This is a genomic window from Phenylobacterium sp. FG114 (assembly GCF_057809855.1).
The window spans coordinates 567,984-592,220 of sequence record NZ_JBMDKU010000001.1 but is presented as its reverse complement, the minus strand read 5'-3'; the positions used below and the strand labels follow the sequence as shown (position 1 = coordinate 592,220).

The following is a 24,237-nucleotide window of genomic DNA, read 5'->3' as shown; positions in this document are numbered from 1 at the left end:
CGGCCACCGCACCCACGGCCGCGCCGCCGACCGCCAGGGCGCCCGAGGCCAGCGCGCCGGCGCCCAGGGCGGGGCCGCCGCTCACCAGGGCCGCGGCCAGGTTGGGAATGAACAGGGCGAGCATGGCCAGGAGGAGGGCGGCCGAAAGGATGGCTAGGGCCTCGTAGAGGTCGGGATTGCCCGAGGGCTGCAGCTGGTCGAACACCGAGCGCGCGCCGGAGACCACGATCGCCAGGGCCAGGACCTTCAGGCCGGAGGCGACCACGAAGCCGAGGGGCCGCTCGGCCAGGAACGCGGACTTCGACCAGATGCCGAACGGCAGCAGCACGAAGCCGCCCAGGGTGACGATCTTGAACTCCAGCAGGGTGACGATGATCTGCAGCGCCAGCACCGCGAAGGCGAGCATGATGCCGATCATCGCCAGGCCCAGGATCAGGGCGTCGGTGAGGGCGCCCACCACGTCGAGCGGGTTCTCGCCGAAAGCCGGCGTCTCGCCGAGCGCCTTCACGATCTCCCAGCCCTGCTGGAGGATGGCGCCGGGGTTAAGGAAGTCGGCGCGGGAGAGTTTGCCGCCGCCCGCCGTGAGGCCGAGGTCGATGAAACCGCCCCAGATGGTCTGAGAGAGCCCCTGCCAGTCGTTGATGAGGTAGGCGAAGGCGCCGATCAGCAGCACCTTCGCGAAGCCGCTCGCTAGCACTTCGCGGTTCGAGGACAGCGCCCACTGGACGCCGGTCAACGCGACCACGAGGGCGATCATCAGGCCGAAGACCCCGTTCACGGCGCCGCTGAGGGCGTCAAACCCGGCTGAGACGGTCGTCGAGAAGACCGTCATCAGGTCGTTGGCCGTCTGAGGCGTGGCAGCCATCCTCCTAGCGCCTCTACCGCCGCTCGTGAGGAAGCGGGTCGAAGTCCGGGTTCGGGATCGTCGTGGGCTCCCGGCCCCAGAACTGCCGCCGCGCCTCCGCGCCCGCCGCCCGATCGGCGGCGCGGCGCGCACTCTCGGCGGCGAGCAGCCGCGACTGCGCCATGAGCAGGGTGCGCATGGAGCCCAGGTCCTCCGCCAGGACCGCGAGCACCTGGGTCGACGACTGGATGGCCGCCGTCTGTCCGTCGGCGCGTCGGCTGGCGTCGATCGCCCCTTCGAGGCGGCCGGTCCGGCCCCGGCTGAGCCGCTCCAGCTCGGCGGCGGTGCGCGCCAGGTCCTGGGCGGTCTCGCGGGCCTGCGTGTTGCGGGCGCGGGCCTGTTCGAGGGCGCGCCGCGGGTCGAGGCCGTCGACCGTGGTCGGGTAGATCCTCTCGAAGTCGGACTGCAGGGCATCGATGTCGGAGGCCAAGCCGCGGACCGAACGGGCGAGCTCGCCGATGTCGCGAAGGGTCGCCGAGGTCTCGGCCAGGTGGCTGTAGGGGGAGGCGGCGAGCTCGCGGGCCTGGTTGGCGAGCATGCGCGCCTCGTTGGTGAGGCTCTCCAGCTGGCGGGCGGCCTGCAGGGCGTTTTCGAGATGGTTCTTCGGATCGAACACCACCTGCTGGGCCTGGGCGGGCTTGGGGTCCGAGCAGGCCGGGACGGCTAGGACGAGGGGGGCCAGCGCGGCCAGCCACCTATTCCGCGGCGAGCGCTGGGCCCGCGAGCGCATCGAAGAGCGCATCGACATGAGCAAATCCCTTGGCTGCGAGGAAAGCGCGCGCGAACCCGTCCGGGCCGGCGCGGGCGAGGGTCCGGTCGATCAGCGCCTGGTCCTCCGGTGTGGCGGAGCCGCAGAACGCCAGGCTCGCGCCCGAGAGCTTGAGGTCGAAGAGCCGCCGCCCCTGGGGCTGGCGCCAGTAGTAGGCGCGCTTGGGGGTCGCGAAGGCGATCAGCTCCAGCTGCCGGCGCGTCAGGCCGAAGCCGGCGTAGAGCTCCGCCGAGGCGGGCTCCAGGGCGCGGGGGTTGGGCAGGAAGACCTGGGTCGGGCAGGACTCGATCAGGCTGGCGGCGATCGAGGAGGCGGCCACGTCGTCCAGCGACTGGGTGGCGAACACCACGGCCACCCGGCGCTTGCGCAGCGTCTTCAGCCACTCGCGGATCTTCGCGGCGAAGGCGGTGTCGTCGAGGAAGAGCCAGGCCTCGTCCAGGATCAGCAAGGTCGGGCGCCCGTCGAACCCGCGCTCCAACTCGTGGAAGAGGGCGGCCAGCCCCGGGCCCAGCACGGAGCGGGTCGCCATGAGCTGCTCGAGCTCGAAGGTGTCGAACACGCCGGGGCGCAGGTCGCTGGCGACGCCGTCCAGGAGCGCGCCATGCGGGCCCTTGAGCGTCAACGGCTCCAAGGCTGCGGCGACGGCGCGGTCCTGCACCAGGGCGCAGAACACGGTCAGCGAACGCTGCTCCGACGGCGCTTCTGCGAGCGCGCCCAAAGCCGTCCACACCTCCTCGCGCAGGCGCGGCGTGACCTCCACGCCGGCGGTGCGGACCGCGTCGGCGATCCACTCCGCCGCCCAGGCGCGCTCGGCCGCATCGTCGATGCGCGCCAGCGGCTGCAGGGAGAGGTCCGCGCCGGGCTCGAGCGCGCGCCAGGCGCCGCCGGCCGCATGGGTGGCGGCCCGCGCGCTGCGGCCCTTGTCGAGGAAGACCACCCGGGCGCCCGGATAGCGCAGCCACTGCAGCGCCAGGAACGACAGCAACGCGCTCTTCCCCGAGCCCGTCGGCCCGACCACCATGGCGTGACCCACGTCGCCGACATGCAGCACCAGACGGAAGGGCGTGGAGCCGGTCGTGCGCGCCACCGCGAGCGGCGGGCCGCCCAGGCAGGCGTCTTCCGCCGGCCCGGCCCACACCGCGGACACCGGCAGGAGATCGGCGAGGTTGAGGGTGCTGACGAGCGGGCGGCGGACGTCCGCATAGGCCTCGCCCGGCAGGGCGCCCAGCCAGGCCTCGACGGCGTTGAGCTCCTCGGTCCGCGCCACGAGGCCCTGGGCGTTCAGCGCGCCTTCCGCGGCCCGCGCCTTCTCCGCGGCCAGGACCGGGTCGGCGTCGAGGACGCTGACGGTGATCGTCAGGTAGCCGAACGCACAGCTGTCGGCGCCCAGCGCGGCCAGGGCGCCGTCGCACTCCTCGGTCTTGCCGGCGGCGTCGGTGTCGAGGAGCGGGACCTCCTCCTTGGTGATCGCCTCGCGCAGCAGGACGCCCACGCCCTTGCGCTTGGCGAACCAGCGCTTGCGCAGGCGCACGATCTCGCGCTCGGCGTCGGCCTTGTCGAGGCCGATCCAGCGCGCGGTCCAGCGGTAGGCGAACGGCAGCGCCGACAGCGCGTCCAGCAGACCCGGGCGCGTGGCGGCGGGCAGGCTGCGGACCGAGACCACCTTCAGCGCCTGGTCGCCGAGGCGCGGCGCCAGCCCGCCGGTGAGCGGAGCGTCGGCCAGCGCCACGTCGAGGAAGACCGGCAGGTCCGCCGGCGACACGCGGTGGGTCCCGGTGGAGCAGCAGGCGTGCAGCCAGGTGAGCAGGGCCTCGTCGCCGAGGCGCTCGGCTTCGGGGAGGGTGTCGCCGAGCAGGTCCAGGACGGCGTCAGCCTCCCGCTGGAAGACCGCCAGCGCCGCGCGCCAGTCGCGGTCCGCGCGGCCCAGCCCGTCGAACAGCAGCCGCTCGATCCGGCGGGTCTCCTCCGCCGGCGGCAGCCAGGTCAGCGCCAGCGCGTAGTCGGTCTCGAAGGCCGGGTCGGCCTGCTCGAACGCGGCCTGACGCTCGGCGTCCACCAGCCAGGCGGCCGGGTTTGCGATCCCGGAGACCGGATAGGCGGGGGCCGGGCGGCGACGGGCGTCCACATGCAGGCACCAGCCCGTGCCCAGGCGGCGCAGCGCATTGTTGAGGCGCGCGCGGACCGCCATCAGCTCGTCCTCCGTCGAGGACTCCAGGTCGGGCCCGCGGAACCGCATGGCCGTCAGGAACGAGCCGTCCTTGTTGAGGATGACGCCCGGCGCCACCAGCGCGGCCCAGGGCAGGTGGTCGGCGAGCGTGGCGGGCCGGCGGCGGGCTTCGTCCAGGAAGCGCATGGCCGCCTCACGCGTCCAGGTGGCCGGGGCGGCCCAGGTGGCGGCGCAGCACGTCGAAGAAGCGCTTGTCCGAGCGGGCGACGAAGAGCCCGAGCGCATGGGCCAGCGCCCACCAGAGCAGGCCCAGCCACCAGATGCGCAGCGCCAGTCCCAGCACCAGCGCAACCGTGCCCATGACGATGGCATAGTCGCGCGGCATGCCGGCCAGAAGCACCGGCTCGGCCAGGCCCTGGGCGACGGGCAGGTCCCAGCCCTCCCGGTGAAGCGACGCGTCCATCAACCGACCTCCGCGCCGCCGGCGAAGCCGAAGAAGTCGAGGAAGAAGGTGGAGGCCGCGAACGCGATCGACAGGCCGAAGAGGATGCCGATCCCGCGGCGCATGCCCGAGCCGCTCTCGCTCATGGCGATGCCGGCGCCGAAGATGACCACCGCGAACACGGCCGCCGCCTGAACGACCGGGCCGGTGACCGATTCCACGATCTGCTGGAGGGGGCCCTCCCAGGGCATCCCCGCGCCGCCCGCCAAGGCCGGGCCGCCCACCATCAGGCCGCAGAGGGCCGTCGCGGCCGAAAGGCCGCGTAAGAATTCCTTGCGCATCCGTGCAATCCCTGGCGCGATCTCGCGCTCTGATTGCAATCAAAACGTATCGGAATTCAGGTTGTCAACAGATCTGTGCATTGTTTTTGTTGCAACTTTCTTGAGACTTACTGACGACTTGTCGGCGAACTGCACGCACTTCGCCCGTAAGTTGTCATAGCGTCGGCGCCGACCTGCCCCGTGCGAGGGGAAATCCGCGACCTCAGGGCGAGGCCCCGGCCTGAGGACATGCGCCGGACCCGGACCGACCCCGCAACCTGGCTGGCGAGCCGCCCAGCGTGTGGATGTTTTTCAGGACGTGTTGAGGCCCGCCGCCCGGACTTGCGGCGTCTGCGGCCTGTCTCGGCGCGTCTATTTTTAACAGGTCGCCGCAAACGTGTTAAAAAGTTCGCGAAAAACGAACATGAGTCGGACGATATGTTAAAAGCGAGCTATCAGATCCCGCCGCTGCCGCCGACGTCGATCGTGGAATCGCCGGCCGTCCTCAAGGCGGCGGCCAAGGCCCATCGCCACCTCGCCGAACTCAAGGGCCGCGCCGCGAGCATACCGAACCAGGCGATCTTGATCGACTCCTTGGCCCTGCAGGAGGCCAAGGCCAGTTCCGAGATCGAGAACATCATCACGACCCAGGACGAACTCTTCCAGGCCGGCCTGTTCCTGGACGGTCCAGGGTCGGGCGCCGCCAAGGAAGTCGCCAACTACCGGGACGCCCTCAAGCGTGGCTTCGACATCCTGCACCGGAACGGCGGCCTGCTGACAAACAACGCGATCATCGAGATGTTCCAGGTCCTGAAGCGGACGGACGAGGGCTTCCGGGCGACTCCGGGCACCGCGCTGAAGAACGACCGCACAGGGGCTCTCGTCTATGTCCCCCCGCAGGACCGGGACGCGATCCAGGCTCACATGACGGCGCTGGAGCGCTTCATCAACGACGACGACCGGAGCGACCTGGATCCCCTGGTCAAGATGGCCGTCATCCACCACCAGTTCGAAAGCATCCACCCGTTCTCGGACGGCAACGGCCGCATCGGGCGGATCATCAATGTGCTCTATCTGACCCGGTCGGGACTGCTCGACATCCCGATCCTCTACCTCAGCCGCTACATCACCTCGAACAAGGCCGACTACTACCGCCTGCTGCAGGAGGTGCGCGACACCGGCGCCTGGGAGCCTTGGCTGCTCTATATGCTGGAGGCCGTCTCCAGCACGTCCCAACAGACCCTGCAGCTGATCGAGGGCATGCGCGCCCTGATGGCGGACTACAAGCGCCGCCTGCGGGAGCACGCCTCGATCCGCTATTCACAGGACCTGCTGAACAATCTCTTCCGCCACCCCTACACCCGGATCGAATTTCTGCAGACGGAACTGGGCGTGACCCGCCAGACGGCGGCCAAGCATCTCGACCAGCTGGCGGCGGCAGGCTTCGTCGAGAAGCAGCAGCTCGGGCGCAACAACTACTACATCAACACGCCGCTCGTAGCGCTCTTCCTGAGGATCGCAGAGCCGCAGTGACCGTCTCGGTCAGGGCCTCTCGCGCCCCATGGCGGGGCCCATCGGCAGCCGGCGGCTCCCGCGCGTTCACCCGGTCCGGCCGGAACCGCTCAGGCGACTTCGCACAGGCGATAGCCCCCGTCCGGATCGACGCCGTCCAGGGCCAGGATCGGCTCGACGGTGCGGCCGGCCGGTCGCCGGGCGATGTGGACGATGAGGTCGATGGCCTGCCCGATCACCCGGGCCGGGTTCTGCGCCATGACCTCGCCCAGCAGATCCTCCAGCCGCAGGAGCGACTCCCGCGCGGAGTTGGCATGGATGGTGGAGACACCTCCCGGATGGCCGGTGTTCCAGGCCTTCAGCGCCTCCAGCGCCGCGGCGCCGTCGCGCATCTCGCCCACCACGATGCGGTCCGGGCGCATCCGCAGGGCGTCGCGGACCAGGTCGGCGACGGTGATGGGACGTGGATGGCGCCGGGTGAGGACCGGCACGACGTCCCAGGCCGCGCATTGCAGTTCCGGCGTGTCCTCGATCAGGAAGACCCGGTCGTTCGCGAAGGACGGCTCGGCCAGGATGGCGTTCGCCAGAGTGGTTTTGCCCGACCCCGTGCCGCCGGAGATCAGGATGTTGCGCCGGCCCTCGACGGCGGCGCGCAAGGTGTCGGCCTGACGGCGCTCCAGCACGCCGGAGGCGACGTAGTCCTCGAGACCCCAGATAACGGCGGCGCGCTTGCGGATGGAGAACGCCGGCTGCGCGCAGACCGGCGGCAGGAAGCCCTGGAAGCGCTCGCCGCTCGGCAGCACGCCGGAGAGGCGGGGATCGTCGCGGGTGATGGGCTCCCCCACATAGTCGGCCACGAGGCGGATGACCCGCTCGCGCGAGGGCGCGGTCAACGCCGCGCCGCTGTCCGTGCGCCCGGACCCCAGCCGGTCGACCACCAGGCGTCCGTCCGGGTTGGCCAGGACCTCGACCACCCGCGGTTCGGCCAGCGCTTCGAGGATCGCCGGGCCGAGCGCATGGTCGAGCGCCTCGCGCTTGCGCGCCAGCGCCACCGCCTCGGCGTTCATTCGGCCGCCGCCGCGAAGCTGCGCGCCTCGAGCGCCGCCTCGCCGTCGGGGCGCCGGCCGGCGACGATCCGCGCGGCGGCCGCGTCCAGGAGCGTCTCGATGCGCGCCTCCACGGCCGCCCGGACCAGGGGATCGTGGTCTCCGGGGGCGTCCGGCAGCCGCGTGAAGAAGGCGCGCGCGAACTCCACGAGCAGTTCCTGGACGATGGTCATGTCGCGGGCGTTGGAGCGCATATGGTCGCGCAGCGCCCGCTCCAGGGCCAGCAGGCGGTCGTCGGGGTCGGCGCCCGGCCGGCGCTGCAGGCCGCGGGCGATCGCGCTCTCCGCGGCCCGGCTCAGGGTCTGCCGGTGGGCGCGGGCTTCGCGCCGCAGGGCGAGCTCCGTCTTCGGGTTCTCGAAATAGACCTGGACGCGCGGCGTCGGCCGCTCAGCCGCTCTTGCCATGATGATACTCCTGCAACTGGTCGAGGACGGCTTCCTGCGCCGCGAACTCCTCGGCGACGCGCCCGTAAATCTGCGCAGCCTTGGCGGCCGCCTTCTTCTCGTCCATGGCGCCCACGACCTCCTTGAAGAGGGGGAGGCTGGCGGTTCGGTCCTCGCCCAGCGCGCGGCGCCCCGCCCACGGGTGGGCGGGACGCCCCGGCGTATCGAGCACGTGTGTGTCCGGTGCGGGGATCGCGGCGCGTTCGCGGAAGGGGGAGCGCTGGTCGTAGCGCACCTTGCGACAGCGCAGCGGCCGATGGCCGGCGGCGAACACGAGCTGCTCGTCGTCGGGCAGGGCGCGGATCTCTCCCGGTTCGAGGAGGGGCCGTTCGATCTCGGAGCGGGAGACCGAGCCGTGGCCGGCCGCGAACGCGGAGGGCCCGCTGCGGGTCGTCCGCGTCTCGGCGATCGTCCCGGTCAGGCGGGAGACCTTCTCCTGCGTGAGCGGGTCCAACGCCGCGAACGCCGTGAAGACGTGGCAGTTGTCGAGGATGGTGTTGTTCGGTCCATAGGTCTCGACGATGTCGTTGAGGCTCTGGGCCACGAACATGGTCTTCAGGCCATAACCGCTCATCAGCCGCAGGCTCTTCTCGAAGAATTCCACGCGCCCCAGCAGCGGGAACTCGTCCATGGCCATGAGCAGCTTGTGGCGCTTGGGCCGGCCGGCGGCGTCGGCGGTCTCGTGGGCCGTCAGCGACTGCGCCGCGGCGTAGAACAGGAGGCGCACGAGCGGCTTCAGCGCCGCGGCGTCGGCGGGCGCCACCTGGACGTAGAGGCTCATCGGCGCGTCCGCGCACACGAGGTCGCCCACCGCGAAGTCGGACACGGACAACGCCCGCTCGACGTCCTCGCCGGCCAGCCACTTCAGGTAGGCGCGCGCCGTGCCCTGGACGGAGGTCCGGAAGCGGTCGTGCATGGCCGCATAGCCTTTCACGGCGGTGCGGATGAAGGGGTGGGTCTCAGGCTCGCCGTCGGGGCCGGGCCGATGCAGCGTCCGCAGCATGACGTCGGCCGCATCGTCGAGGTCGGCCAGCAGCTCGCGCACCTTGAGGAGGGTCTTGGCCTGGTCCTCGGCGGCATAGAGGACGTGCAGGATGACGGCCTCGAGGATCTCGGACGCGGACTTGTCCCAGATCGCTTCCTCGTCCCGCACGCCCCCGGGGTCCGAGAGGATCGCCACCAGCCGCTGAACCTGAGCCAGCTCGCCGGCCCCGGGTCGGATCTCGGCCAGGGGGTTCCAGCGCACGGAGGCCGGATCTCGCGGGTTGAAGCGCAGGGCATGCGAGAACGTCGCGCGCCACCCGGCGGTGACCCGCCACAGCTCGCCCTTGGGGTCGTGGATCATGGCGCTCTCCGTCCAGCAGAGCAGGCTGGGGACCACGTGGCCGCGGCCTTTGCCGCTTCGCGTGCCGCCGGTGACGAGCGTCGGGCGCAGGTCAGCGGTCACCAGCAGCCGGCCGTCGAGCTCTCCGATCACGCAGCCCGTCCGGGCGCGCAGGCCGGCGCGGCGCGCCTCGGCCAGGCCGCCCCAGCCGCGGCGACGGCGCGGCGCCGTCGGCCCGTCCAGCAGCACCCCGGCGCCGAGGCCACCGGCCAGGCCCAGGAGGACCAGGGAGGTGGCCGCGCCGAAGGTGCGCGGCTCTTCGGACCCGAACCGCTGGCGCCAGGATAGCAGCGACCAGGGCGGGTAGACGACAAGGTCGCTGGCGACCCGAAGCCCTGGGCCCAGGGCCGGTGCGAAGGCGAAAGACCAGCCCACGAACTGCGCGCCGGCCTGCAGCCCGAGCGCCGCGCCCATCGCCAGACCACACAGACGCCCGCTCACGCTCACCGTACGCTCGTCCTGTTGGGCGCCGGCCCTTGGCGGCCGGCGGACGGAAATCGGACTTCGGCGATCTGTGGGCGCCGCAGCAAGCTGGGCCATTGCCGCGATTGGGTCCGCCGATGGACCAAGGACGACCGGGCCCGTCCATGGTCGGACGGCATCAAGACCCGAGTCGTCGCCAGGCCGACATCCTGGTCCGCGAAGGGACCAAGAAGGTCCGCCAGCGCTCAGGACGGGCTGCTTAGACGAGACCGCAATCTCATTGCGGGTGGCGCGCGAGGTGGTCGCGCCCAAGGTGCCGGCCCGATGAAAAGTGACAGCTCGACGACAGCTGCGCCTTGAACAACCTCCGCGCGAGGCTTTACTCCCCGGAAAGTAGTGTGCGGGAGCTTGTGTCCTCATGGTTGCGCCTGCGGATCGCGACCCGACCGCGAAGGGGCCGCTGCTGGCGCGGATCCTGCGCGCGGTGCGGAACTTCCGCCGCCGATTGCTCGTGGACGTGGCCCGCGAGCTCAACATCAAGAAGCGGACCTACGAGCACTTCGAGGGCGGGTTCGGGCCGCTGAACGTCGAGCGCGTCCACGCCTTCGCCGAGCTGCTCCGCGTCGATCCGTACGGCGTCCTGGCGGCGCTCGAAATCTGTTCACCCGAGTTCGCCGTGCGGACCGCCGAGAACAAGCTGATGACCATGTTCTATCTTCAGCTGCAGGACTTCGACGAACGCACGGGCGACGCCATCACGCTGCTCGACGCCTACACCCTGATGGCCGCATTCCGCGAGATGTTCGCCAAGCTGGAGAAGGAGGCCCGAGAACGGGAGGCGCTGGTCTCCCGAAGGCTGCAAGGGCCGCCTGACAACAGCGGCGAGGATGAACCGTGAGATGCGCTCCCCGACCAGGTCGGAACGCGGAGTGCTTGCGCGAGCCACCCGCCAGAGGTTGGCCCCACGGCGTCGCTCACCCGGAGATTGGTGGCCGCCTTGGCCGGTCGCAGCCTAGCCTGGGGCCATGTGCAACCTCTATGCGATGATGAAGGGCCGCGCCGCCGTGGCCGCCCTGGCGCGGGCCATGGACCGCAACAACAACCAGCCGCCTATGCCGGGCGTGTACCCGGACTACGCGGCGCCCGTCGTGCTCCGCGACGGTGACGGCGCCCGCGAAATGCGTGACCTGCGCTGGGGCATGCCGTCGTCCAAGAAGGCGTTGATGGACGCCGCCGCCAAGCGGGCGGACAAGCTGCGCGCCAAGGGGACGGCATTCGACTTCAACGAGCTGCTGCGGATGGAGCCGGACAAGGGCACCACCAACATCCGGAACACCGCGAGCCGGCACTGGCAGCCTTGGCTCGGCCCGGCGAACCGATGTCTCGTGCCCTTCACATCCTTCAGCGAGCCCGACCAGGTGGGTGGCTCCCTGCAGCCGGTCTGGTTCGCACTCGGCGAGGACCGGCCGCTGGCCTTCTTCGCCGGCGTCTGGACGCCGTGGGGCTGCGTCCGGAAGATCAAGACCGGCTGGGAGGACTGCGAGCTGTTTGGCTTCCTGACCACGGACGCCAACGCGGAGGTCGCCACCTATCATTCGAAGGCGATGCCGGTGATCCTCACCGACGAGGCGGAACGGGACCTCTGGCTGAGCGACGCGCCCTGGCCCGAGGTCCAGCACCTGCAGCGGCCGCTTGCCGACGGCGCGCTCACCGTGGTCGCCAAGGGTCCGCGCCAGGACGATCTGGAACTGGCCTAGGTATCCGGCGGGACCCACGACCAGGGGCCGTCATAGAGGTGCGGGAACACGGCCACGTCGTCAGAACCGCAGCCGCCCTCGCCTGTGCAGGACAGCCGCGAGGCCAGGTCGGCGATCCTGAGTCCGAGCCGGTCGCCGAACCGCTCCAGCAAGGCCGGCGGTGTCCATTCCACGAGCCGGGGGCAGGCCTTGCAACAGATCGCCAGCGACCAGCCGGTGGCGAGGTAGTCCCGCACCGTGTCGCTCCCCGCTTGGTCCGGGTGGAAGCGCCGCAGCGCGGCGTCCGGCGGTCGTCTCAGGGTCGACGGCAGGACCGCCCCTCCTCTCAAATCCACACCCGGGCGCGGCCCTCGGCGCCACAGGCCCTGCACTTCAGTCGCCGCCGGATGTCCGCCGGGGTGGCGTCCGACCCACAGCGCGCGACGGCGTCGCGGTAGCTCCAGGTCGTCCGATGGCCGCAAGGCTCACACTGGACCTTCAGCGTGTCGCTGGGCGCCAGGGACCGGTGGATGTTCTGGAACATCGTCACAGCTAGCGCGGCCCGCGATAGGCCGCGTGGCGACTCTTGTAGGCCGCCACGTCGAGCTTCCCGGGTGGACTGGTCATGGCCACCCAGGTCCCGCCGGTGAGCGCCCGGGCGGCATAGGTCAGGACCCCTCGCTCGCACTCCAGCCCGGGGCAGCGCGGCCTCTGGCCCCAGAAGACGGCGTCAGGGCCGTGCGTGCGGATCATCGCCGGCAGGCTGACCCGCAGCTTGGTCGCGCAGCGGTCACACGTCGCCTTCATCTCCCAGCGCCGCACATGCATCTCGGCGAGCGTCAGGGCCGCCAGCGGACTGGGCGGCGCGGCGAGCACGTCGGGTTGTTTCGTCCCCACCTCAGCCAACCTCGACAGGCGTGCGTGACCTCGCCACGCCGGTAGACGCTGCCCCCTTGCGAACACATGCCGGGTCACAAGAAGCGATATCGGTGTGGTGGGTCCTGCGCTGAGCCATTAGCGAACAAAAGCAGAACTTACGGCGCCTGGCGAGTCCGATCTCGCGTGACCCGAGTCCTGGTGATCGGCTGTCGCGGATTTGAAACCGGTCCAGGTCCGGCCGGCCTTATGGCCTCCCGCGCCGCGAGCAGCAGCGCGTCCAGTGGAGGGCGTCGCCGGCCGTTGAGACGTGAAGGGATTTGTGAAGCGGTCGTGAGGACAGCGCTCAATGAGCCGGCAGATCGAGGCCCGACAGGCGCTGACGTCAGCGTGGGTGAGCAAGCCGATGTGGTTGTCCGAGGCGCCGCGCCGTAGGCAGCCGCCAATTCCTACATGCTTGAGGCCGCTGCCGCCGGCATGGGCGTGGCGATCACCGCCTGGGCCTTCGCACAGCCGGACATCGAACGTGGCCGGCTCATCGCGCCGTGGGGCTTCTGCCAACTGCCCACCCGCTTCTGCCTCTTTCAGCCCACGCTCGCGCCCGCCGCAGCGGTCGAGAGCCTAGCGCGGTGGCTCGTGACAGAAGGTCGGCGCACGGCGGCCCCGCCAACCTCAACGCTTTAGACCATCCGCGGTCAGCGGCCTGGTCAGCGGCGTCTTCGCATCTGTTCCGCTGGCTTATGGATAGACCGCTCAACTCAGTCGTCCTGCCGCAGCACCGAGCCAGCTGGGGCGTTGACGTTCGCGCCGAGCTTTCGGAGGGATGGGGTGTCGGCGGTTTCCCGCTCAACGACGCCACCCGTTCGGAGCCCATTTTGGACGCCATCCTGACGATCCTCACGTTGCTGGTCGCGGTGATCGTCAGTGGGTCGCTCGCCCGCCTGACGCGCCTGCCGCTACCGCTGGTGCAGATTGGACTCGGCGGCGTCATAGCGTTGTCGATCGTCGAGACCGTCGAATTGCGGCCGGACATCTTCTTCCTGCTGTTTCTGCCGCCGCTGCTGTTCCTCGATGGTTGGCGTATTCCTAAGACCAGCCTCTTCCGGGACCGCGCGATCGTTCTGGAGCTGGCCCTGGGCCTGGTCATCCTGACGGTCGTCGGCGTCGGATTCCTGATCCATGGGCTGATCCCGGCCATGCCGCTGCCGGTGGCCTTCGCACTGGCCGCTGTGGTCTCGCCGACCGACCCCATCGCAGTCGGGGCGATCTCCAGCCGTTCGCCGATCCCGAAGCGGATGCTCCACATCCTGGAGGGGGAATCCCTGCTGAACGACGCGTCCGGCCTAGTGTGCATGCGCTTCGCCGTCGCCGCCATGCTGACCGGCTCCTTCTCGCTGCCCGACGCGTTCGTGACCTTCCTGTGGGTTGCACTGGGCGGCATTGCGATCGGGGCCTCGGTGACCTGGGGCGTGACCCAGACCAAGCACTGGGTGACGGCCCGCCTTGGCGAGGATACCGGCGCACAGATTCTGATCAGTCTGTTGATGCCCTTCGGCGCCTATCTGCTGGCCGAGCACTTCCACTGCTCCGGCATCCTCGCCGCCGTCGCAGCGGGCGTGACCATGGGGTTCGTCGAGCAAGCGGGACAGGCGCTGGGCGTTACCCGCGTCCGTCGCACGGCGGTCTGGGACACGGTCCAGTTCGCCGCCAACGGCGTGATCTTCGTCCTGCTGGGCGAGCAACTGCCGGGCATTTGGGAAAGCGCGAGCCAGACCGTGCGGCTCACCGGCCACAGCGAGCCCTGGTGGCTGATCGTCTATGTCCTGGCGATCAGCGCCACGCTCGGCGCCTTACGGTTCGCCTGGGTGTGGACGTCCCTGCGGCTGACCCTGTTCCGAGCCCAGCGGCGCGGCGACCGCCCGCAGAAGACAAGCTGGCGCCTCGTATTGGCCATGTCGTTCGCGGGGGTTCGTGGCGCCATCACCCTGGCCGGCGTCCTCACCCTGCCGTTGACCCTGACCAATGGCGACGCGTTCCCAGCGCGCGATCTGGCCATATTCCTGGCGGCCGGCGTGATCGTGGTGTCACTCCTGGTGGCGAGCCTCGGTCTGCCGCGCGTCCTGAAGGGTCTGGAACTGCCGCCGGAGCCCTCACGCCAAGCCGAGGAAGATCAGGCCCGCGCGGCCGCGGCCGAGGCTGCGATCCGCGCCATCGAAGAGGCGCAACATGCACTGTCTCAGAGCGGCGTGGATGTCGATCTGTCGACCGAGACCGCCGCGCGGATCATGGAACTCTATCGCCATCGTATCGACAGCCGCACCCAGGGGCCCGAGGAGACTGCCGTCAACCGCCGGACCGAACAGATCGAACGACAACTACGGTTGGCTGGGGTCCGGGCCGAACGCGACGAGATCTTCCGTCTTGGCCGGGATCGACGGCTCGACGAGGACGTCACCCGACGGATCGTCCGCGAGTTGGACCTGCTCGAAGCGCGCTACGCCAATTGATCGCCCTCCCACGGCCGGAAGCTGCGTACGTGCGGCTCGCCAACGTCTCCGTTGCGCCACAAGCCGTCATTGAGATCAGGCCCGGAAGCAGACATTCAGGCATCGGCGAGCGCGCCGTTAGCGGACTCGAATGGCAGCCCGCGCGCTATGCCAATCTAGGTAGGGTGCACCGCGCAGTCGGGCGAGCATTGGGAGTGGACGGCAATCAAGCTTGGCCTTAGGCGAGTGGCTATCACTGAGGCTCCACCGTAGGAGCCTGATAGGCTGAGGTCGGCACGAAAGTGAACATCCTCTCGTTCAATCCTGGTCATGACGGGGCTGTCGCCTACGTTCAGGACGCTCGGTTGGTTTTCTCCATCGAAGCCGAGAAGAACTCCAACTATCGATACTCTCCGATATCGAGCCACGATGTCTTCGCCGCACTGAGTCAACTCGATGAGCACCCCGACGTCATCTGCACTGGCGGCTGGTGGCCGAGAGAAGCGGAGCGAACAGGAGAGGCGCCACCCGTCGGATACCGTGGCGTTTCCGCGCGTGAAATTGTCGTCAGCGAGCAACGCTTCTTAGGACAGCCGGTCCGCCGCTTCTTCTCATCCCATGAGCGGTCACACTTGCTCTGCGCGTTTGGCCTCTCCGACCTGCCGAAAGGCACGCCATGCTACGCCTTGATCTGGGAGGGCGCGATCGGTGCGTTCTATGAGATCGATCAGGACCTAAATATCACGCTGATAGCCAACGTGATGACCCACGGCGTCATCCGCGGCGATCTTCGCGGCCATGGACCCCGCGATGCCCGCCCAGGCCTCCTCGTAAAGATCAAGCTTCGCCGTAAACTCCGCTATCGCCGACGCGAGCCCGTCCCGGGCCCTTGCTCGCCGCTCGATCAAAGTCGGAAGTGTTTCGGGTTTCGCCGACAGCTCCGGGGTGGCGATACTGGCGTCTCGGGCGGCTTGCAGTGCTTCGCCGAGTGCCCGCTGCGCTAGCAGGAAGGTCTCGTGCGCCTGCAGGAACGGGTTCACAGTGACATCATCGCCCAGCAGCCGCACAAGGTGGCTGCGGCCCTCCGCATCCAGCCCGCGGATCCCCAGACCTGCCACCGCCGCCACGGCCGCCTTGAACAGCCCCGGCCACTCCCCGATGCGCTCCGCCACCCGCGCACCGGCGGCGATCGTCGCCGCTGAGCTGTCGAGACGGACCCGGAGTTCGGCCTTGCGTGCCGCGGGTAAGGTGTCTTGCTCGCACATTGGACAAGCGTCGTCCTCGCCCGCCAGGGCCAAGCCCTCCGTCCAGAAGGCAAGGATCGCTGCGCTGTAGGCGGCGGCGGTCACGCCGGCCAACGCCGCGACGGCGTCGTCGACGGCGCGAGAAGCCTGACCCAGGGCGCTCAGTGCCTCAAACGCCGATTCGCGGTTGGCCTCGTGCGCCTCGCCCAGGGCAATCGGGCCGGTGTCGAAGACCGCCTTGCCGGCCGCCTGACGGGTCTCACGCAGCCGCACAAGCGCCTCTGCGGACGTTGGCGCCGATTGTCCCGTCAGGACCGAAGCGGCCTTCAGCAGCGCCTGCTCGTCCTGTATCTGGTCGACCACCGCAGGCGTGCTGGACCACCGCTCTGCCACGGCGCTGGCAGACGGCACCGTCTGAAGCTCGGCCGCCAGCAACTTGAGATGAATGCGAGCGTCGACGACCGTCTTCGGCGGCGTCCGCTGAAACGAGGCGCGCGCACTGTCGAGCGCGCCCTTGAGGGCGGTGAGTTCTTCCAGGCCAAGCGCGGCGCAGATCGCGTCGCGGCGATCTTTCGGCTTGGAGTGGACGAAGGTCTGCAAACCGTGCTGGGCGACCACCGGATAGAAGGCGTCGAGCGCCTGGATCCCTAGCGAACTGAAGTTGGCCGCGCCGCCGTCCACGAAGGTCGTCGACGTCTCTTTGGGCCCCAGCACGCGCGAGAGCAGGACCTCGCGACCGCCGATGTGCGCCCGCAGCGTCACCTCGGTGGGTGCGGCGCCGTGAACATTGGCGAAGGTGTTGGCGTATTCGGCCTTGCTGTAGTCCTCGCCGCGCAGACGCCGCTTGGTCGTCCCGTAGAACAGCCACTCGATGGCCTCCGCCAGGCTCGTCTTGCCGTGGCCGTTGGGGCCGAAGAGCAGAACGAGGTCAGCGTCGAGATCGATGGGATCAACCGCTGGTCCGAAGCCCCGGAAGTTACGGACAGTCAGTTCGAGCAGGCGCATCGTCGCTCTCCGCAAGGCCCTGCTCCATCACGTCCTTCAGCCGAGTCACCACGTCAGCCGCCTTCAGCGAAGGATCGCGGTGGCAGGCCGTGAAGGTCGCCACCAACCGCTTCGACAGCCCAGCGGCGACGTCGCGCTCAAAGGATTCGAGATGGGACTTATCTGTCATCGGGGTCCGCCTAGCGAAGCCCGCAGCTTAACTACGCGGGTGAGAGAACGCCACGTGGCAGACCTCCGCCAGTAGGAGGCCGCGGGCTGAGCGCGGTGGTTACCCTGATGGTGACCTGCTGCCGGACTTGTCGAGGCAGCAAGCGGACGGTCCTAACGTCGGCAATGAGTCAGCTCCAGACTCAGCTTCGCCTGAACCCACCACACGCCCCTGGCGCTCTACAGCGTGAGGTTGGGCGAGGGCCGCGGCGCCGCCGCCCGCCCGACGCCGCGATGAATTCGCATAAGACCGCATAGCCGCGAGAGCATTGTCAGCTGAACCGGCGATCGACGCGGTCCCGGAGCGTGCGCGAGTAAAAGGGTTTCCCGTTCTTCAGGGCCACAAGGGTGTCCTCGATCACGAACTCCGTCACCGTCGCGGTCATCAGGATCTCGACCCGCATTTCGCAGTCCCAGTCGCCGCGGCGCATGCGACTGGTCTGCGTCACGCGCCAGCGGCAGCTGGTCCGATCGGCGGGATCGTAGCTGAGCTCCATGTCGGGGCCGCCGCCCGAGAGTTCGACGCCGGTCGCAGCCACCGTCTGGGCGCTGCTGGCCCAGGCGCCCTGGACCTGGACCGAACCGCCCGGCGCCTCCCGCACCTCGAGGGCCGGGTCGCCGCGGGAGAAGGCGGTGTTGCGCACGGCGATCGGGAACGCCGCCTCGACGTCGGGGATCGGGCGGACCGGCAGGTCCAGCCCACACCCCGCGAGATCGAAACTGAGCGTCACGGGTTCAGGCGACGGCCAGGTGAGCGGCCAGAGGTTGTCGGAGAGCGACAGCCGCAGGGTGGAGCCGGGCTTGAACCGATGTGCGATGGGCTCGAGCGAGAGCTCGACGTCATAGAACGTCCCCGGCTTCAGCTGCGCGGGCGGCGCCTCGAACCCCGCCCGGAAGCAGAGATTCAGAACGCCATAGGAGACCAACCAGGAGCGACCGTTCCCGTCGACCTCGCAGAGCCGGGCCGTGACGGCCGCCACCGGTCGGTCTGCGGCGACGCGGAGTTTGAGCAGCGGTACGCCGACCACCTCCGTGGGCTGCTCGATCGCTCGGTCGAACACCAGCGAGCGGGCGTCATCCTGGGTCTGGTCGCGTGGCAGTTCGGCGGGCGCGTAGGGAATCCACTCCGGCGCGGCGAGGCCGACGACCTTGCCGGACCGCCGGACGAGACGCCCGGCGGCCGGCCGCTCGTCGAGCCGGCCGGGGGCAAGGCGGAGCGCCCAGGGACGGATGCTCGCAGAGGGCCAGGTCGCCTCGGCCGCCCACCGGCCGGGTATCTCCCGCATGCCGGCCTCCGCCGGCGTGGCATAGTTGATGTAGAATCGGAACCGGGGGTCGCCTCCCGCGGGCGCGGCCTCGCCGGACAGCCAGCGCCGCCACCACCGGACCTCCTCCGTCGCCCAGTCCAACCCGGGTCCGGGCTGCGCGAGATCCGGATAGCTGTGGCCCCACGGCCCGAAGATCGCCTTGGACGGCGCCGGAAGCGCGCGCAGCAGCCGCTCCGCGGACTGGGCGTAGGCGTCAGCCCAGCCGTCGACGATATAGGCGGGGCAGTCGATTGCGGCCGGGTCGAGGCCTACCGAGCCGTGGCGCCAATAGGCGTCGTTGGAATCGTGCTCGAGCCAGCGCGCGGCGATCGAAGGGGTGGATTCCAGCCGGCTCCGCCAGAGCGCCTCCCAGCCTTCGCCGACCACCTGCGGGTCGGGGGGGCTCGACATGACCATCGCGAACCCGGCGGCCCACTTGAGGTTCGTGAGGCCCGGCAGGCCTCCGACATAGTGCGCGTCGTTGCGGAACCGCATGTCGGTGGCGCACATGGGAACAATCGCCTTGAGCGCCGGAGGCCGAGACGCCGCGATCTGCAGGGTCGAGAAGCCGCCCCAGGAGAGGCCGCGCATGCCGACCGCCCCGTTCGACCAGGGCTGGGCCGCGAGCCAGGCGATGATCTCCGCGCCGTCCGCCTGCTCGCGCGCCAGATACTCGTCCTCGAGCACGCCCTCGGAATTCCCGGTGCCGCGGATGTCGACGCGGGCGAAGGCCACGCCGCGGGACGCCAGTTCCTGTCCCCAGCGGTCGTCCAGGCCCCGGTAGCGGTCGAAGGTGCGGTAGGGGATGTATTCGAGAACCACAGGGAAGCGCTGGTCCGCCCGGCCTTGCGGCAGCCAGAGTCGGGCGGCGAGCTTCAGCCCTCCGCGGAGGGGGATCCACACAGGCTCGACGGCGCGTACCGGATGGCCGGACGGCGTATCCGCCGCCGCCGCGGCCGTCGCAGCCGCAGGAGCCAGAAAGGGCGCCGCCAATCCGCCCAGAACGCTGCGACGCTTCGGTCTCATCATGCTCGGATATCCCGGATTCGCGGCGGCGGCCGCTAGCGGCGTGTGTGGCGCAGGAGGTCTTCGTTCAGCTCATAGCCCAGGCCCGGATCGTCTGTCAGGTTAAGCCACCCGTCCTTGTCCGGCCGCAGCGGCGTCGCGAGCAGGAAGTCCCGCCGCTCCAGCGACCAGTCCGGCGGATCGTAGGGAAACTCCAAGAAGGATGCGTCGGTGACGCCTGCGGCGAGGTGCAGGTTGGCGACCACGCCTGCGCCATTGGTCCAGGTGTGCGGGGTGAAGCCGACCCCGAACTGTTCGGCCATCTGCGCCACCCGGCGCAGGCCGGTGATACCGCCAACCAGCGCCGCATCCGGCTGCAGAATGTCCAGGGCCCCAGCCTTCAGGAGGTCCCGGAAGGCGCCGGGATCGCGCGTCATCTCCCCACCGGCGATCCTTACCGAGGTGGCGTTTCGGAGGCGTTGCATGCCGTCGAGGTCCGCACGGTGCAGCGGTTCCTCCATCCAATAGACCCCGAGCAGTTCGAGTTCTCGGGCGACCGTCAGGGCGTCCTTGAAGGTCCAGGGCGCTTCTACGTCCCAAGGCATTCGCCAGCCCTGATTACAGTCGACCATGAGTTCGATCCGGTCGCCCAGTCGCTCGCGGACGGCGGCGAGCCCGGCCACGTCCTCGCGCCAGTCGCCGCGGTGGAAGCGGATCTTCAGCGCCGGGAACCCTTCGGCCACGACCCGCTCGGCGGCGTCGGCCAGTTCGGACGCGCTGCGCAGCGCGCCAAGGGAGGCGTAGGCGCGGACCCGGGACTGCCGGCCGCCCAGCATTTTCCAGACGGGCTGGCCGCAGATCTTGCCGGCCAGGTCCCAGAGGGCCAGGTCCAGCGGCCAGCAGCGTCCGTAGTGGAAGTCGATGTGCGACAGGACGGTGTGGTGCCGTTCCAGACGCATCGGGTCCTGTCCCAGGAACAGGGACTCATGGCCCTCGAACCCGACCATCAGATCGCCGGAGCCCCAGCCCTCAAGGCCGTCGTCCGTCCGGACCCGCACGACGGTGGCGTCGAAATGACTCCGCGCGCAGCCATCCCAACTGGCCTTGAACGGCGGCTCCAGCGGTAGCCGGTGATGGCTGATCTCGATCGCGGCGATCTTCATCTCGCGCCCCCCGGCGTCGTCATTTGAAGTGGGTCCAGACCGTCTTCAGGTCAGCGTATTTCTCGAGTGCGTGCAGGGAGCGGTCGCGCCCGAATCCGGAGCGTCGGAAACCACCGAAGGGCGTCGCCAGGCTCGACTGGTCGTAGGTGTTGATCCAGACGGTGCCCGCTCGGAGGGCCTCGCTCATGCGGTGGGCGCAGTTCAGGTCGTCGGTCCACACGGCGGCGGCCAAGCCGTAGTCCGTGTCGTTGGCCAGGGCGATGGCTTCCGCCTCCGTGTCGAACGGGGTGGAGACCAGCACCGGGCCGAAGATCTCCTCGCGCGAGACGCGCGCCTGCGGGTCGACCCCGGTGAGGAGCGTGGGCGCCACATAGGCGCCTTTGGGGGTGACGGGCAGCCCCGTACCGCCGAAGGCGAGCGTCGCCCCCTCGCGCTGACCGAGCGCGATGTAGTCGAGCACCCGATCGCGGTGGGCGCGTTCGATCAGCGCACCGAACTGTGTGTTTGGGTCCAGTGGATGGCCGATGCGGATCGCCCGGGTCTGCGCCTCCACGCGGCGATGGAAATCGTCGGCGATCGTCCGGTGGACCAGCAGCCGGGTGCCCGCGTGGCATGTCTCGCCGGCGTTGTAGTAGACGCCCCAGGCCACGGCGCTCGCGGCGGCGTCCAGATCGCCACAGTCCGGCATGATGATCTGCGGGCTCTTGCCGCCCAGCTCCAGGGCGACCCGCTTGAGGTTGGATCCGGCCGACGCCGCCATGATCCGCGCGCCCACCTCCGTGGATCCGGTGAAGGCGATGAGGTCCACGTCCGGATGCGCCGCCAGCGCCGCGCCGGCTTCGTCGCCGAGGCCCGGGACCACGTTGAAGACGCCGTCCGGGATACCCGCCTCGCGGGCGAGGCGGCCCAGGTAGAGGCTGCCGAGGGACGATTGCTCAGCGGGTTTCAGGACCACGGAATTGCCCATGACCAGCGCGGGGCCGATCTTCCACGCGGCGATGATCAGTGGATAGTTCCACGGGACAATCGCGCCGATCACGCCCAGCGGCATACGGCGGATGAGGGCGCGGTCGTTCGGGCCGGTGGGCGCGATCTCGTCGTAGAGCTTGTCGGCGCACTCGGCGTAATAGGCGATGGCGTCGGCGCAGGCCGGGACGTCCACGTTGAGGGCGTCGCGGATCGGCTTGCCCACGTCGGCGGTCTCGAGCAGGGCGAGCGGCTCAAGGTGTTCGCGGATCAGGGCGGCGAAACGCAGCAACACCGCCTTGCGGTCGCGGGGTTCGAGATTGCGCCACACGCCTCCGTCGAAGGCGGCTCGCGCCGCGGCGACCGCGGCGTCTACATCGGCAGCCCCGCAGCGGGCCACGTGAGCCAGGGGCGTTCCGTCGATCGGGGAGACACGGAGGAAGGTCTCTCCGGAGGCGGCCGGCCGGTAGCCGCCGGCGATGTAGGCGCGGCCCTCAGCGACGAGCGCGGCGCGGCGCGCCGTCCAGTCGGCGAAGGTAAGCTCGTGAGGTGACATTTGCGATCGCTAGGGCTGGTCTGCGAGGGCGGCGGCGGCCCTGGCATGGCGGACTAGGTCGGCGTTGTCGGCCGGCCTGCGGTTGGAGCGGAGCATCGCGGCGTTCTCCGGCCGCGCCATCTGGCGGGCCAGGGCGTCTGGGTCGACGCCCTCGATCCGCAGGTCGACGCCGACCGTGCGCACGAACCGCAGGAAGCCCGCAGCGAGGGCGTCAGGCCCGGAAAGTCCCATGGCCTCGGCCACCGACGCGTAGGCTTCGGGATGCGCCTCTACATTCCAGGCCAGGGTCGCGCCCATGCCGATGGCCACCGCGCGCCCGTGCGGGATCGGGGCGAGCGAGCCCAGGGCGTGGCCGATGTTGTGGGCGATGGCGGTGCCTGCGTTGTCGATCGCCACCCCGGCGAAGGTCGCGGCCTCCAGGAGGCGGGCGCGGGCCTCGAGGTCGGCGGGCGCGCGGACCGCCACGGGGAGCCAGCGGCTGACCAGGGCCACCGCGTGGAGCGCGAAGACGCTGTTGCCCGGCGAGGCGTTCGCGTTCGTCGCCGCTTCGATGGCGTGGACCAGCGCGTCCACGCCGGTCGCCGCCGTCACGGCCGGTGGGAGGTCGACCATGAGTTCGGGATCGTGGACGATCAGGTCCGGCTTCAGGCCGTCGGCCCAGAACCAGTACTTGGTCCCGTCGGCCGCCGAGAGGACCGAGACCGCCGTGGCCTCCGCGCCGGTCCCGGCGGTGGTGGGCGCGCAGATCAGCGTCGGGCGGCCACGCGGCAACGGCTCGGCGGCGAGCCGGTAGCGGGCGAGGTCGCCGCTCGCACCGATCAGGCTGGCCACGAGCTTCCCCGCATCCATGGTGGAGCCGCCGCCGACACAGATCACCGCGCCCGCGCCGATATCCCGCGCCTGCTTGGCGGCGGCGGCGACCGTCGCCTCCTTGGGCTCGCCCGGCGGCATGACGAAGACGTCGGGTTCCAGGCCGTCAGCCTTCAAGGCTTCGACGATCCCGGTCCCGTGAGGTCCTCCGGCTAGCGCCGGATCGAGGAGAAGGATGACCCGGCGAGCGTCCGTCCGCGACGAAACCTGGGCGCCGAGATCGCGAATGGCGCCGGCCGCGCCGTGTATCGCCGGGACCCGCCCGATCGCGACCTCATGCATCGTCGCGATCCTCCGCCGGAAGGGCGCGGCGCCGGCGCACCGGATTGTGGTCGTTGATCATGTCGGCCGGCCGGTAAGGCGCCTCCAGCCAGGCCCGCTCCTCCGGAGACAGCGCCAGGTCCGGCGCCCGGATTGCGGTCTCCAGTTCGTCGACCGACTGGGCGCCGACCAGCGGACAGTCCACCGCGCCGCTGTGGAAGACCCAGGACATGGCGATCTCGGCCGGCGTCACGCCGCGACGGGCGGCGAGCTCCGCGACCCGGCGCACGATCACCTGGTCCACCTCGTCGCCAAAGAACTCCTGGGTGAAGGTGTCTGTCCGCATGCGAATGTCAGCCGCCCCAGCCAGCATGCCGCGGGCCAGGGGGCTGAAGCTCGTCACGCCGATCCCCTCGTGGCGGCAGTAGGGGATCATCTCGCGCTCCTCCTCGCGGTAGAGGAGGCTGTACTGGCACTGCATGTTGACGAGGCGGGCCCAGCCGTTGCGTTCGGCGATGGCGTTCATCTTGGCGAACTGCCAAGCGTACATCGTGGAGGCGCCCAGGTAGCGGGCCTTGCCGGCGCGCACGACGTCGTTCAGCGCCTCCATGGTCTCTTCCAGGGGAGTCGCCGGATCGAACGCATGGACGATGTAGAGATCCAGGTAGTCCGTGCCGATCCGCTGGAGGCTGCCGTCTATCGCCTCCAGGATGTGCTTGCGCGAGAGGCCCTGGTCGTTGGGCGCGTCGCTGAGCGGGTAGTAGACCTTGGACGCCAGCACCAGGTCCTCGCGGCGCGCCGACGACAGCAGCGTCCGGCCCACGACCTCCTCGTTGCGGCCTAGCGAATAGAAGTCGGCCATGTCGAAGAAATTGATCCCCAACTCCAGCGCCCGCCGCAGGATGGGGGCGGACTGTTCGGCGTCCAGCACCCAGGGCCGCCAGGCGGAGGCGCCGTATCCCATGGTCCCAAGCCCGAGAGCCGAAACCTGCAGTCCCGTTCTGCCAAGTCTAACGTAGCGCATTCGACGTCCAGGCTTCGCCGCAACCGTGTTGCGACTTCAGGGCGGACCGTCGCACGGCCGT

23 protein-coding genes are annotated in these 24,237 nt (G+C 69.9%); 5 read left to right on the top strand and 18 right to left on the bottom strand.

Features of this window, described 5'->3' with window-relative positions; translation table 11 throughout:
- The 5 genes from ACODSY_RS02975 to ACODSY_RS02955 form a co-directional block, all read right to left on the bottom strand.
- On the bottom strand, nucleotides 1-865 hold an 865-nt coding region (locus ACODSY_RS02975), incomplete at its 3' end, for a type IV secretion system protein (protein ID WP_488950137.1).
- Between the two features lie 13 nt (nucleotides 866-878).
- Complete coding sequence (locus tag ACODSY_RS02970) at nucleotides 879-1,652, bottom strand: conjugal transfer protein TrbJ (protein ID WP_488950136.1); 774 nt, start codon at nucleotides 1,650-1,652, stop codon at nucleotides 879-881.
- On the bottom strand, nucleotides 1,600-4,026 hold the full coding sequence (trbE, locus tag ACODSY_RS02965) for a conjugal transfer protein TrbE (protein ID WP_488950135.1): 2,427 nt from the start codon (nucleotides 4,024-4,026) through the stop codon (nucleotides 1,600-1,602). Before trbE ends, ACODSY_RS02970 begins: the two co-directional genes overlap by 53 nt.
- 7 nt (nucleotides 4,027-4,033) lie before the next feature.
- Complete coding sequence (locus ACODSY_RS02960; protein ID WP_488950134.1) at nucleotides 4,034-4,303, bottom strand: VirB3 family type IV secretion system protein; 270 nt, start codon at nucleotides 4,301-4,303, stop codon at nucleotides 4,034-4,036.
- Nucleotides 4,303-4,623, bottom strand: coding sequence for a TrbC/VirB2 family type IV secretion system protein (locus ACODSY_RS02955; protein WP_488950133.1), 321 nt, complete (start codon nucleotides 4,621-4,623; stop codon nucleotides 4,303-4,305). The genes ACODSY_RS02960 and ACODSY_RS02955 overlap by 1 nt, the downstream gene beginning before the upstream one ends.
- A 417-nt stretch (nucleotides 4,624-5,040) precedes the next feature.
- Here ACODSY_RS02955 and ACODSY_RS02950 point away from each other — a divergent pair, with 417 nt between their 5' ends.
- Entirely contained in the window at nucleotides 5,041-6,135 is a 1,095-nt protein-coding gene (locus tag ACODSY_RS02950) for a Fic family protein (protein ID WP_488950132.1), read from the top strand.
- Nucleotides 6,136-6,224: 89 nt separating this feature from the next.
- Here the strand turns inward: ACODSY_RS02950 and trbB are convergent, their stop codons facing one another.
- From trbB to ACODSY_RS02935, 3 genes are read right to left on the bottom strand one after another with little or no spacing between them, the layout of a single operon-like run.
- Nucleotides 6,225-7,181, bottom strand: coding sequence for a P-type conjugative transfer ATPase TrbB (gene trbB / locus ACODSY_RS02945; protein ID WP_488950131.1), 957 nt, complete (start codon nucleotides 7,179-7,181; stop codon nucleotides 6,225-6,227).
- Nucleotides 7,178-7,624 carry a hypothetical protein gene (locus tag ACODSY_RS02940; RefSeq protein ID WP_488950130.1) on the bottom strand — a complete coding sequence of 149 codons (447 nt, stop codon included), beginning with the start codon at nucleotides 7,622-7,624 and terminating at the stop codon, nucleotides 7,178-7,180. Before ACODSY_RS02940 ends, trbB begins: the two co-directional genes overlap by 4 nt.
- A complete protein-coding gene (locus tag ACODSY_RS02935; protein WP_488950129.1) occupies nucleotides 7,608-9,488 on the bottom strand; it encodes a type IV secretory system conjugative DNA transfer family protein in 1,881 nt (626 codons plus the stop codon). Before ACODSY_RS02935 ends, ACODSY_RS02940 begins: the two co-directional genes overlap by 17 nt.
- Before the next feature lie 400 nt (nucleotides 9,489-9,888).
- Between ACODSY_RS02935 and ACODSY_RS02930 the strand changes: the two genes are divergently transcribed.
- Entirely contained in the window at nucleotides 9,889-10,368 is a 480-nt protein-coding gene (locus tag ACODSY_RS02930) for an XRE family transcriptional regulator (RefSeq protein ID WP_488950128.1), read from the top strand.
- A gap of 127 nt (nucleotides 10,369-10,495) precedes the next feature.
- Nucleotides 10,496-11,227, top strand: a complete 732-nt coding sequence (locus tag ACODSY_RS02925) for an SOS response-associated peptidase (RefSeq protein WP_488950127.1) — start codon at nucleotides 10,496-10,498, stop codon at nucleotides 11,225-11,227.
- Here the strand turns inward: ACODSY_RS02925 and ACODSY_RS02920 are convergent.
- From ACODSY_RS02920 to ACODSY_RS02910, 3 genes are all read right to left on the bottom strand, one after another.
- Nucleotides 11,224-11,463, bottom strand: a complete 240-nt coding sequence (locus ACODSY_RS02920) for a hypothetical protein (RefSeq protein WP_488950126.1) — start codon at nucleotides 11,461-11,463, stop codon at nucleotides 11,224-11,226. The two genes, ACODSY_RS02925 and ACODSY_RS02920, sit on opposite strands and share 4 nt — an antisense overlap.
- Before the next feature lie 89 nt (nucleotides 11,464-11,552).
- Nucleotides 11,553-11,750, bottom strand: coding sequence for a hypothetical protein (locus ACODSY_RS02915; RefSeq protein ID WP_488950125.1), 198 nt, complete (start codon nucleotides 11,748-11,750; stop codon nucleotides 11,553-11,555).
- Between the two features lie 8 nt (nucleotides 11,751-11,758).
- Nucleotides 11,759-12,103 carry a hypothetical protein gene (locus ACODSY_RS02910; protein ID WP_488950124.1) on the bottom strand — a complete coding sequence of 115 codons (345 nt, stop codon included), beginning with the start codon at nucleotides 12,101-12,103 and terminating at the stop codon, nucleotides 11,759-11,761.
- A 432-nt stretch (nucleotides 12,104-12,535) separates the two neighbouring features.
- Here ACODSY_RS02910 and ACODSY_RS02905 point away from each other — a divergent pair, with 432 nt between their 5' ends.
- Together ACODSY_RS02905 and ACODSY_RS02900 are read left to right on the top strand one after the other, a co-directional pair.
- Complete coding sequence (locus ACODSY_RS02905; RefSeq protein ID WP_488950123.1) at nucleotides 12,536-12,766, top strand: LysR substrate-binding domain-containing protein; 231 nt, start codon at nucleotides 12,536-12,538, stop codon at nucleotides 12,764-12,766.
- A 191-nt stretch (nucleotides 12,767-12,957) separates the two neighbouring features.
- A complete protein-coding gene (locus ACODSY_RS02900) occupies nucleotides 12,958-14,589 on the top strand; it encodes a Na+/H+ antiporter (RefSeq protein WP_488950122.1) in 1,632 nt (543 codons plus the stop codon).
- Nucleotides 14,590-15,302: 713 nt separating this feature from the next.
- Here ACODSY_RS02900 and ACODSY_RS02895 read toward each other — a convergent pair.
- From ACODSY_RS02895 to ACODSY_RS02865, 7 genes are all read right to left on the bottom strand, one after another.
- Complete coding sequence (locus ACODSY_RS02895; RefSeq protein ID WP_488950121.1) at nucleotides 15,303-16,817, bottom strand: AAA family ATPase; 1,515 nt, start codon at nucleotides 16,815-16,817, stop codon at nucleotides 15,303-15,305.
- On the bottom strand, nucleotides 16,789-16,986 hold the full coding sequence (locus tag ACODSY_RS02890; RefSeq protein WP_488950120.1) for a hypothetical protein: 198 nt from the start codon (nucleotides 16,984-16,986) through the stop codon (nucleotides 16,789-16,791). The genes ACODSY_RS02895 and ACODSY_RS02890 overlap by 29 nt, the downstream gene beginning before the upstream one ends.
- A gap of 310 nt (nucleotides 16,987-17,296) precedes the next feature.
- A complete protein-coding gene (locus tag ACODSY_RS02885) occupies nucleotides 17,297-19,360 on the bottom strand; it encodes a CocE/NonD family hydrolase (RefSeq protein ID WP_488950119.1) in 2,064 nt (687 codons plus the stop codon).
- A 32-nt stretch (nucleotides 19,361-19,392) separates the two neighbouring features.
- A complete protein-coding gene (locus ACODSY_RS02880; RefSeq protein WP_488950118.1) occupies nucleotides 19,393-20,499 on the bottom strand; it encodes a mandelate racemase/muconate lactonizing enzyme family protein in 1,107 nt (368 codons plus the stop codon).
- A 19-nt stretch (nucleotides 20,500-20,518) separates the two neighbouring features.
- Nucleotides 20,519-22,021, bottom strand: coding sequence for an aldehyde dehydrogenase (locus ACODSY_RS02875; RefSeq protein WP_488950117.1), 1,503 nt, complete (start codon nucleotides 22,019-22,021; stop codon nucleotides 20,519-20,521).
- A 9-nt stretch (nucleotides 22,022-22,030) separates the two neighbouring features.
- Nucleotides 22,031-23,173, bottom strand: coding sequence for an iron-containing alcohol dehydrogenase (locus ACODSY_RS02870; RefSeq protein ID WP_488950116.1), 1,143 nt, complete (start codon nucleotides 23,171-23,173; stop codon nucleotides 22,031-22,033).
- Nucleotides 23,166-24,176: an aldo/keto reductase gene (locus ACODSY_RS02865; protein WP_488950115.1), complete on the bottom strand. Its 1,011-nt coding sequence runs from the start codon at nucleotides 24,174-24,176 to the stop codon at nucleotides 23,166-23,168. Before ACODSY_RS02865 ends, ACODSY_RS02870 begins: the two co-directional genes overlap by 8 nt.
- Between the last annotated feature and the right edge of the window lie 61 nt (nucleotides 24,177-24,237).

Excerpts from the sequence above, each read along its gene's own strand:
- ACODSY_RS02970 (WP_488950136.1), bottom strand. The coding sequence starts at position 1,652 with ATGTCGATGCGCTCTTCGATGCGCTCGCGGGCCCAGCGCTCGCCGCGG.
- trbE (WP_488950135.1), bottom strand. The coding sequence starts at position 4,026 with ATGCGCTTCCTGGACGAAGCCCGCCGCCGGCCCGCCACGCTCGCCGAC.
- ACODSY_RS02960 (WP_488950134.1), bottom strand. The coding sequence starts at position 4,303 with ATGGACGCGTCGCTTCACCGGGAGGGCTGGGACCTGCCCGTCGCCCAG.
- ACODSY_RS02955 (WP_488950133.1), bottom strand. The coding sequence starts at position 4,623 with ATGCGCAAGGAATTCTTACGCGGCCTTTCGGCCGCGACGGCCCTCTGC.
- ACODSY_RS02950 (WP_488950132.1), top strand. The coding sequence starts at position 5,041 with ATGTTAAAAGCGAGCTATCAGATCCCGCCGCTGCCGCCGACGTCGATC.
- trbB (WP_488950131.1), bottom strand. The coding sequence starts at position 7,181 with ATGAACGCCGAGGCGGTGGCGCTGGCGCGCAAGCGCGAGGCGCTCGAC.
- ACODSY_RS02940 (WP_488950130.1), bottom strand. The coding sequence starts at position 7,624 with ATGGCAAGAGCGGCTGAGCGGCCGACGCCGCGCGTCCAGGTCTATTTC.
- ACODSY_RS02930 (WP_488950128.1), top strand. The coding sequence starts at position 9,889 with ATGGTTGCGCCTGCGGATCGCGACCCGACCGCGAAGGGGCCGCTGCTG.
- ACODSY_RS02925 (WP_488950127.1), top strand. The coding sequence starts at position 10,496 with ATGTGCAACCTCTATGCGATGATGAAGGGCCGCGCCGCCGTGGCCGCC.
- ACODSY_RS02915 (WP_488950125.1), bottom strand. The coding sequence starts at position 11,750 with ATGTTCCAGAACATCCACCGGTCCCTGGCGCCCAGCGACACGCTGAAG.
- ACODSY_RS02905 (WP_488950123.1), top strand. The coding sequence starts at position 12,536 with ATGCTTGAGGCCGCTGCCGCCGGCATGGGCGTGGCGATCACCGCCTGG.
- ACODSY_RS02895 (WP_488950121.1), bottom strand. The coding sequence starts at position 16,817 with ATGCGCCTGCTCGAACTGACTGTCCGTAACTTCCGGGGCTTCGGACCA.
- ACODSY_RS02890 (WP_488950120.1), bottom strand. The coding sequence starts at position 16,986 with ATGACAGATAAGTCCCATCTCGAATCCTTTGAGCGCGACGTCGCCGCT.
- ACODSY_RS02885 (WP_488950119.1), bottom strand. The coding sequence starts at position 19,360 with ATGATGAGACCGAAGCGTCGCAGCGTTCTGGGCGGATTGGCGGCGCCC.
- ACODSY_RS02880 (WP_488950118.1), bottom strand. The coding sequence starts at position 20,499 with ATGAAGATCGCCGCGATCGAGATCAGCCATCACCGGCTACCGCTGGAG.
- ACODSY_RS02875 (WP_488950117.1), bottom strand. The coding sequence starts at position 22,021 with ATGTCACCTCACGAGCTTACCTTCGCCGACTGGACGGCGCGCCGCGCC.
- ACODSY_RS02870 (WP_488950116.1), bottom strand. The coding sequence starts at position 23,173 with ATGCATGAGGTCGCGATCGGGCGGGTCCCGGCGATACACGGCGCGGCC.
- ACODSY_RS02865 (WP_488950115.1), bottom strand. The coding sequence starts at position 24,176 with ATGCGCTACGTTAGACTTGGCAGAACGGGACTGCAGGTTTCGGCTCTC.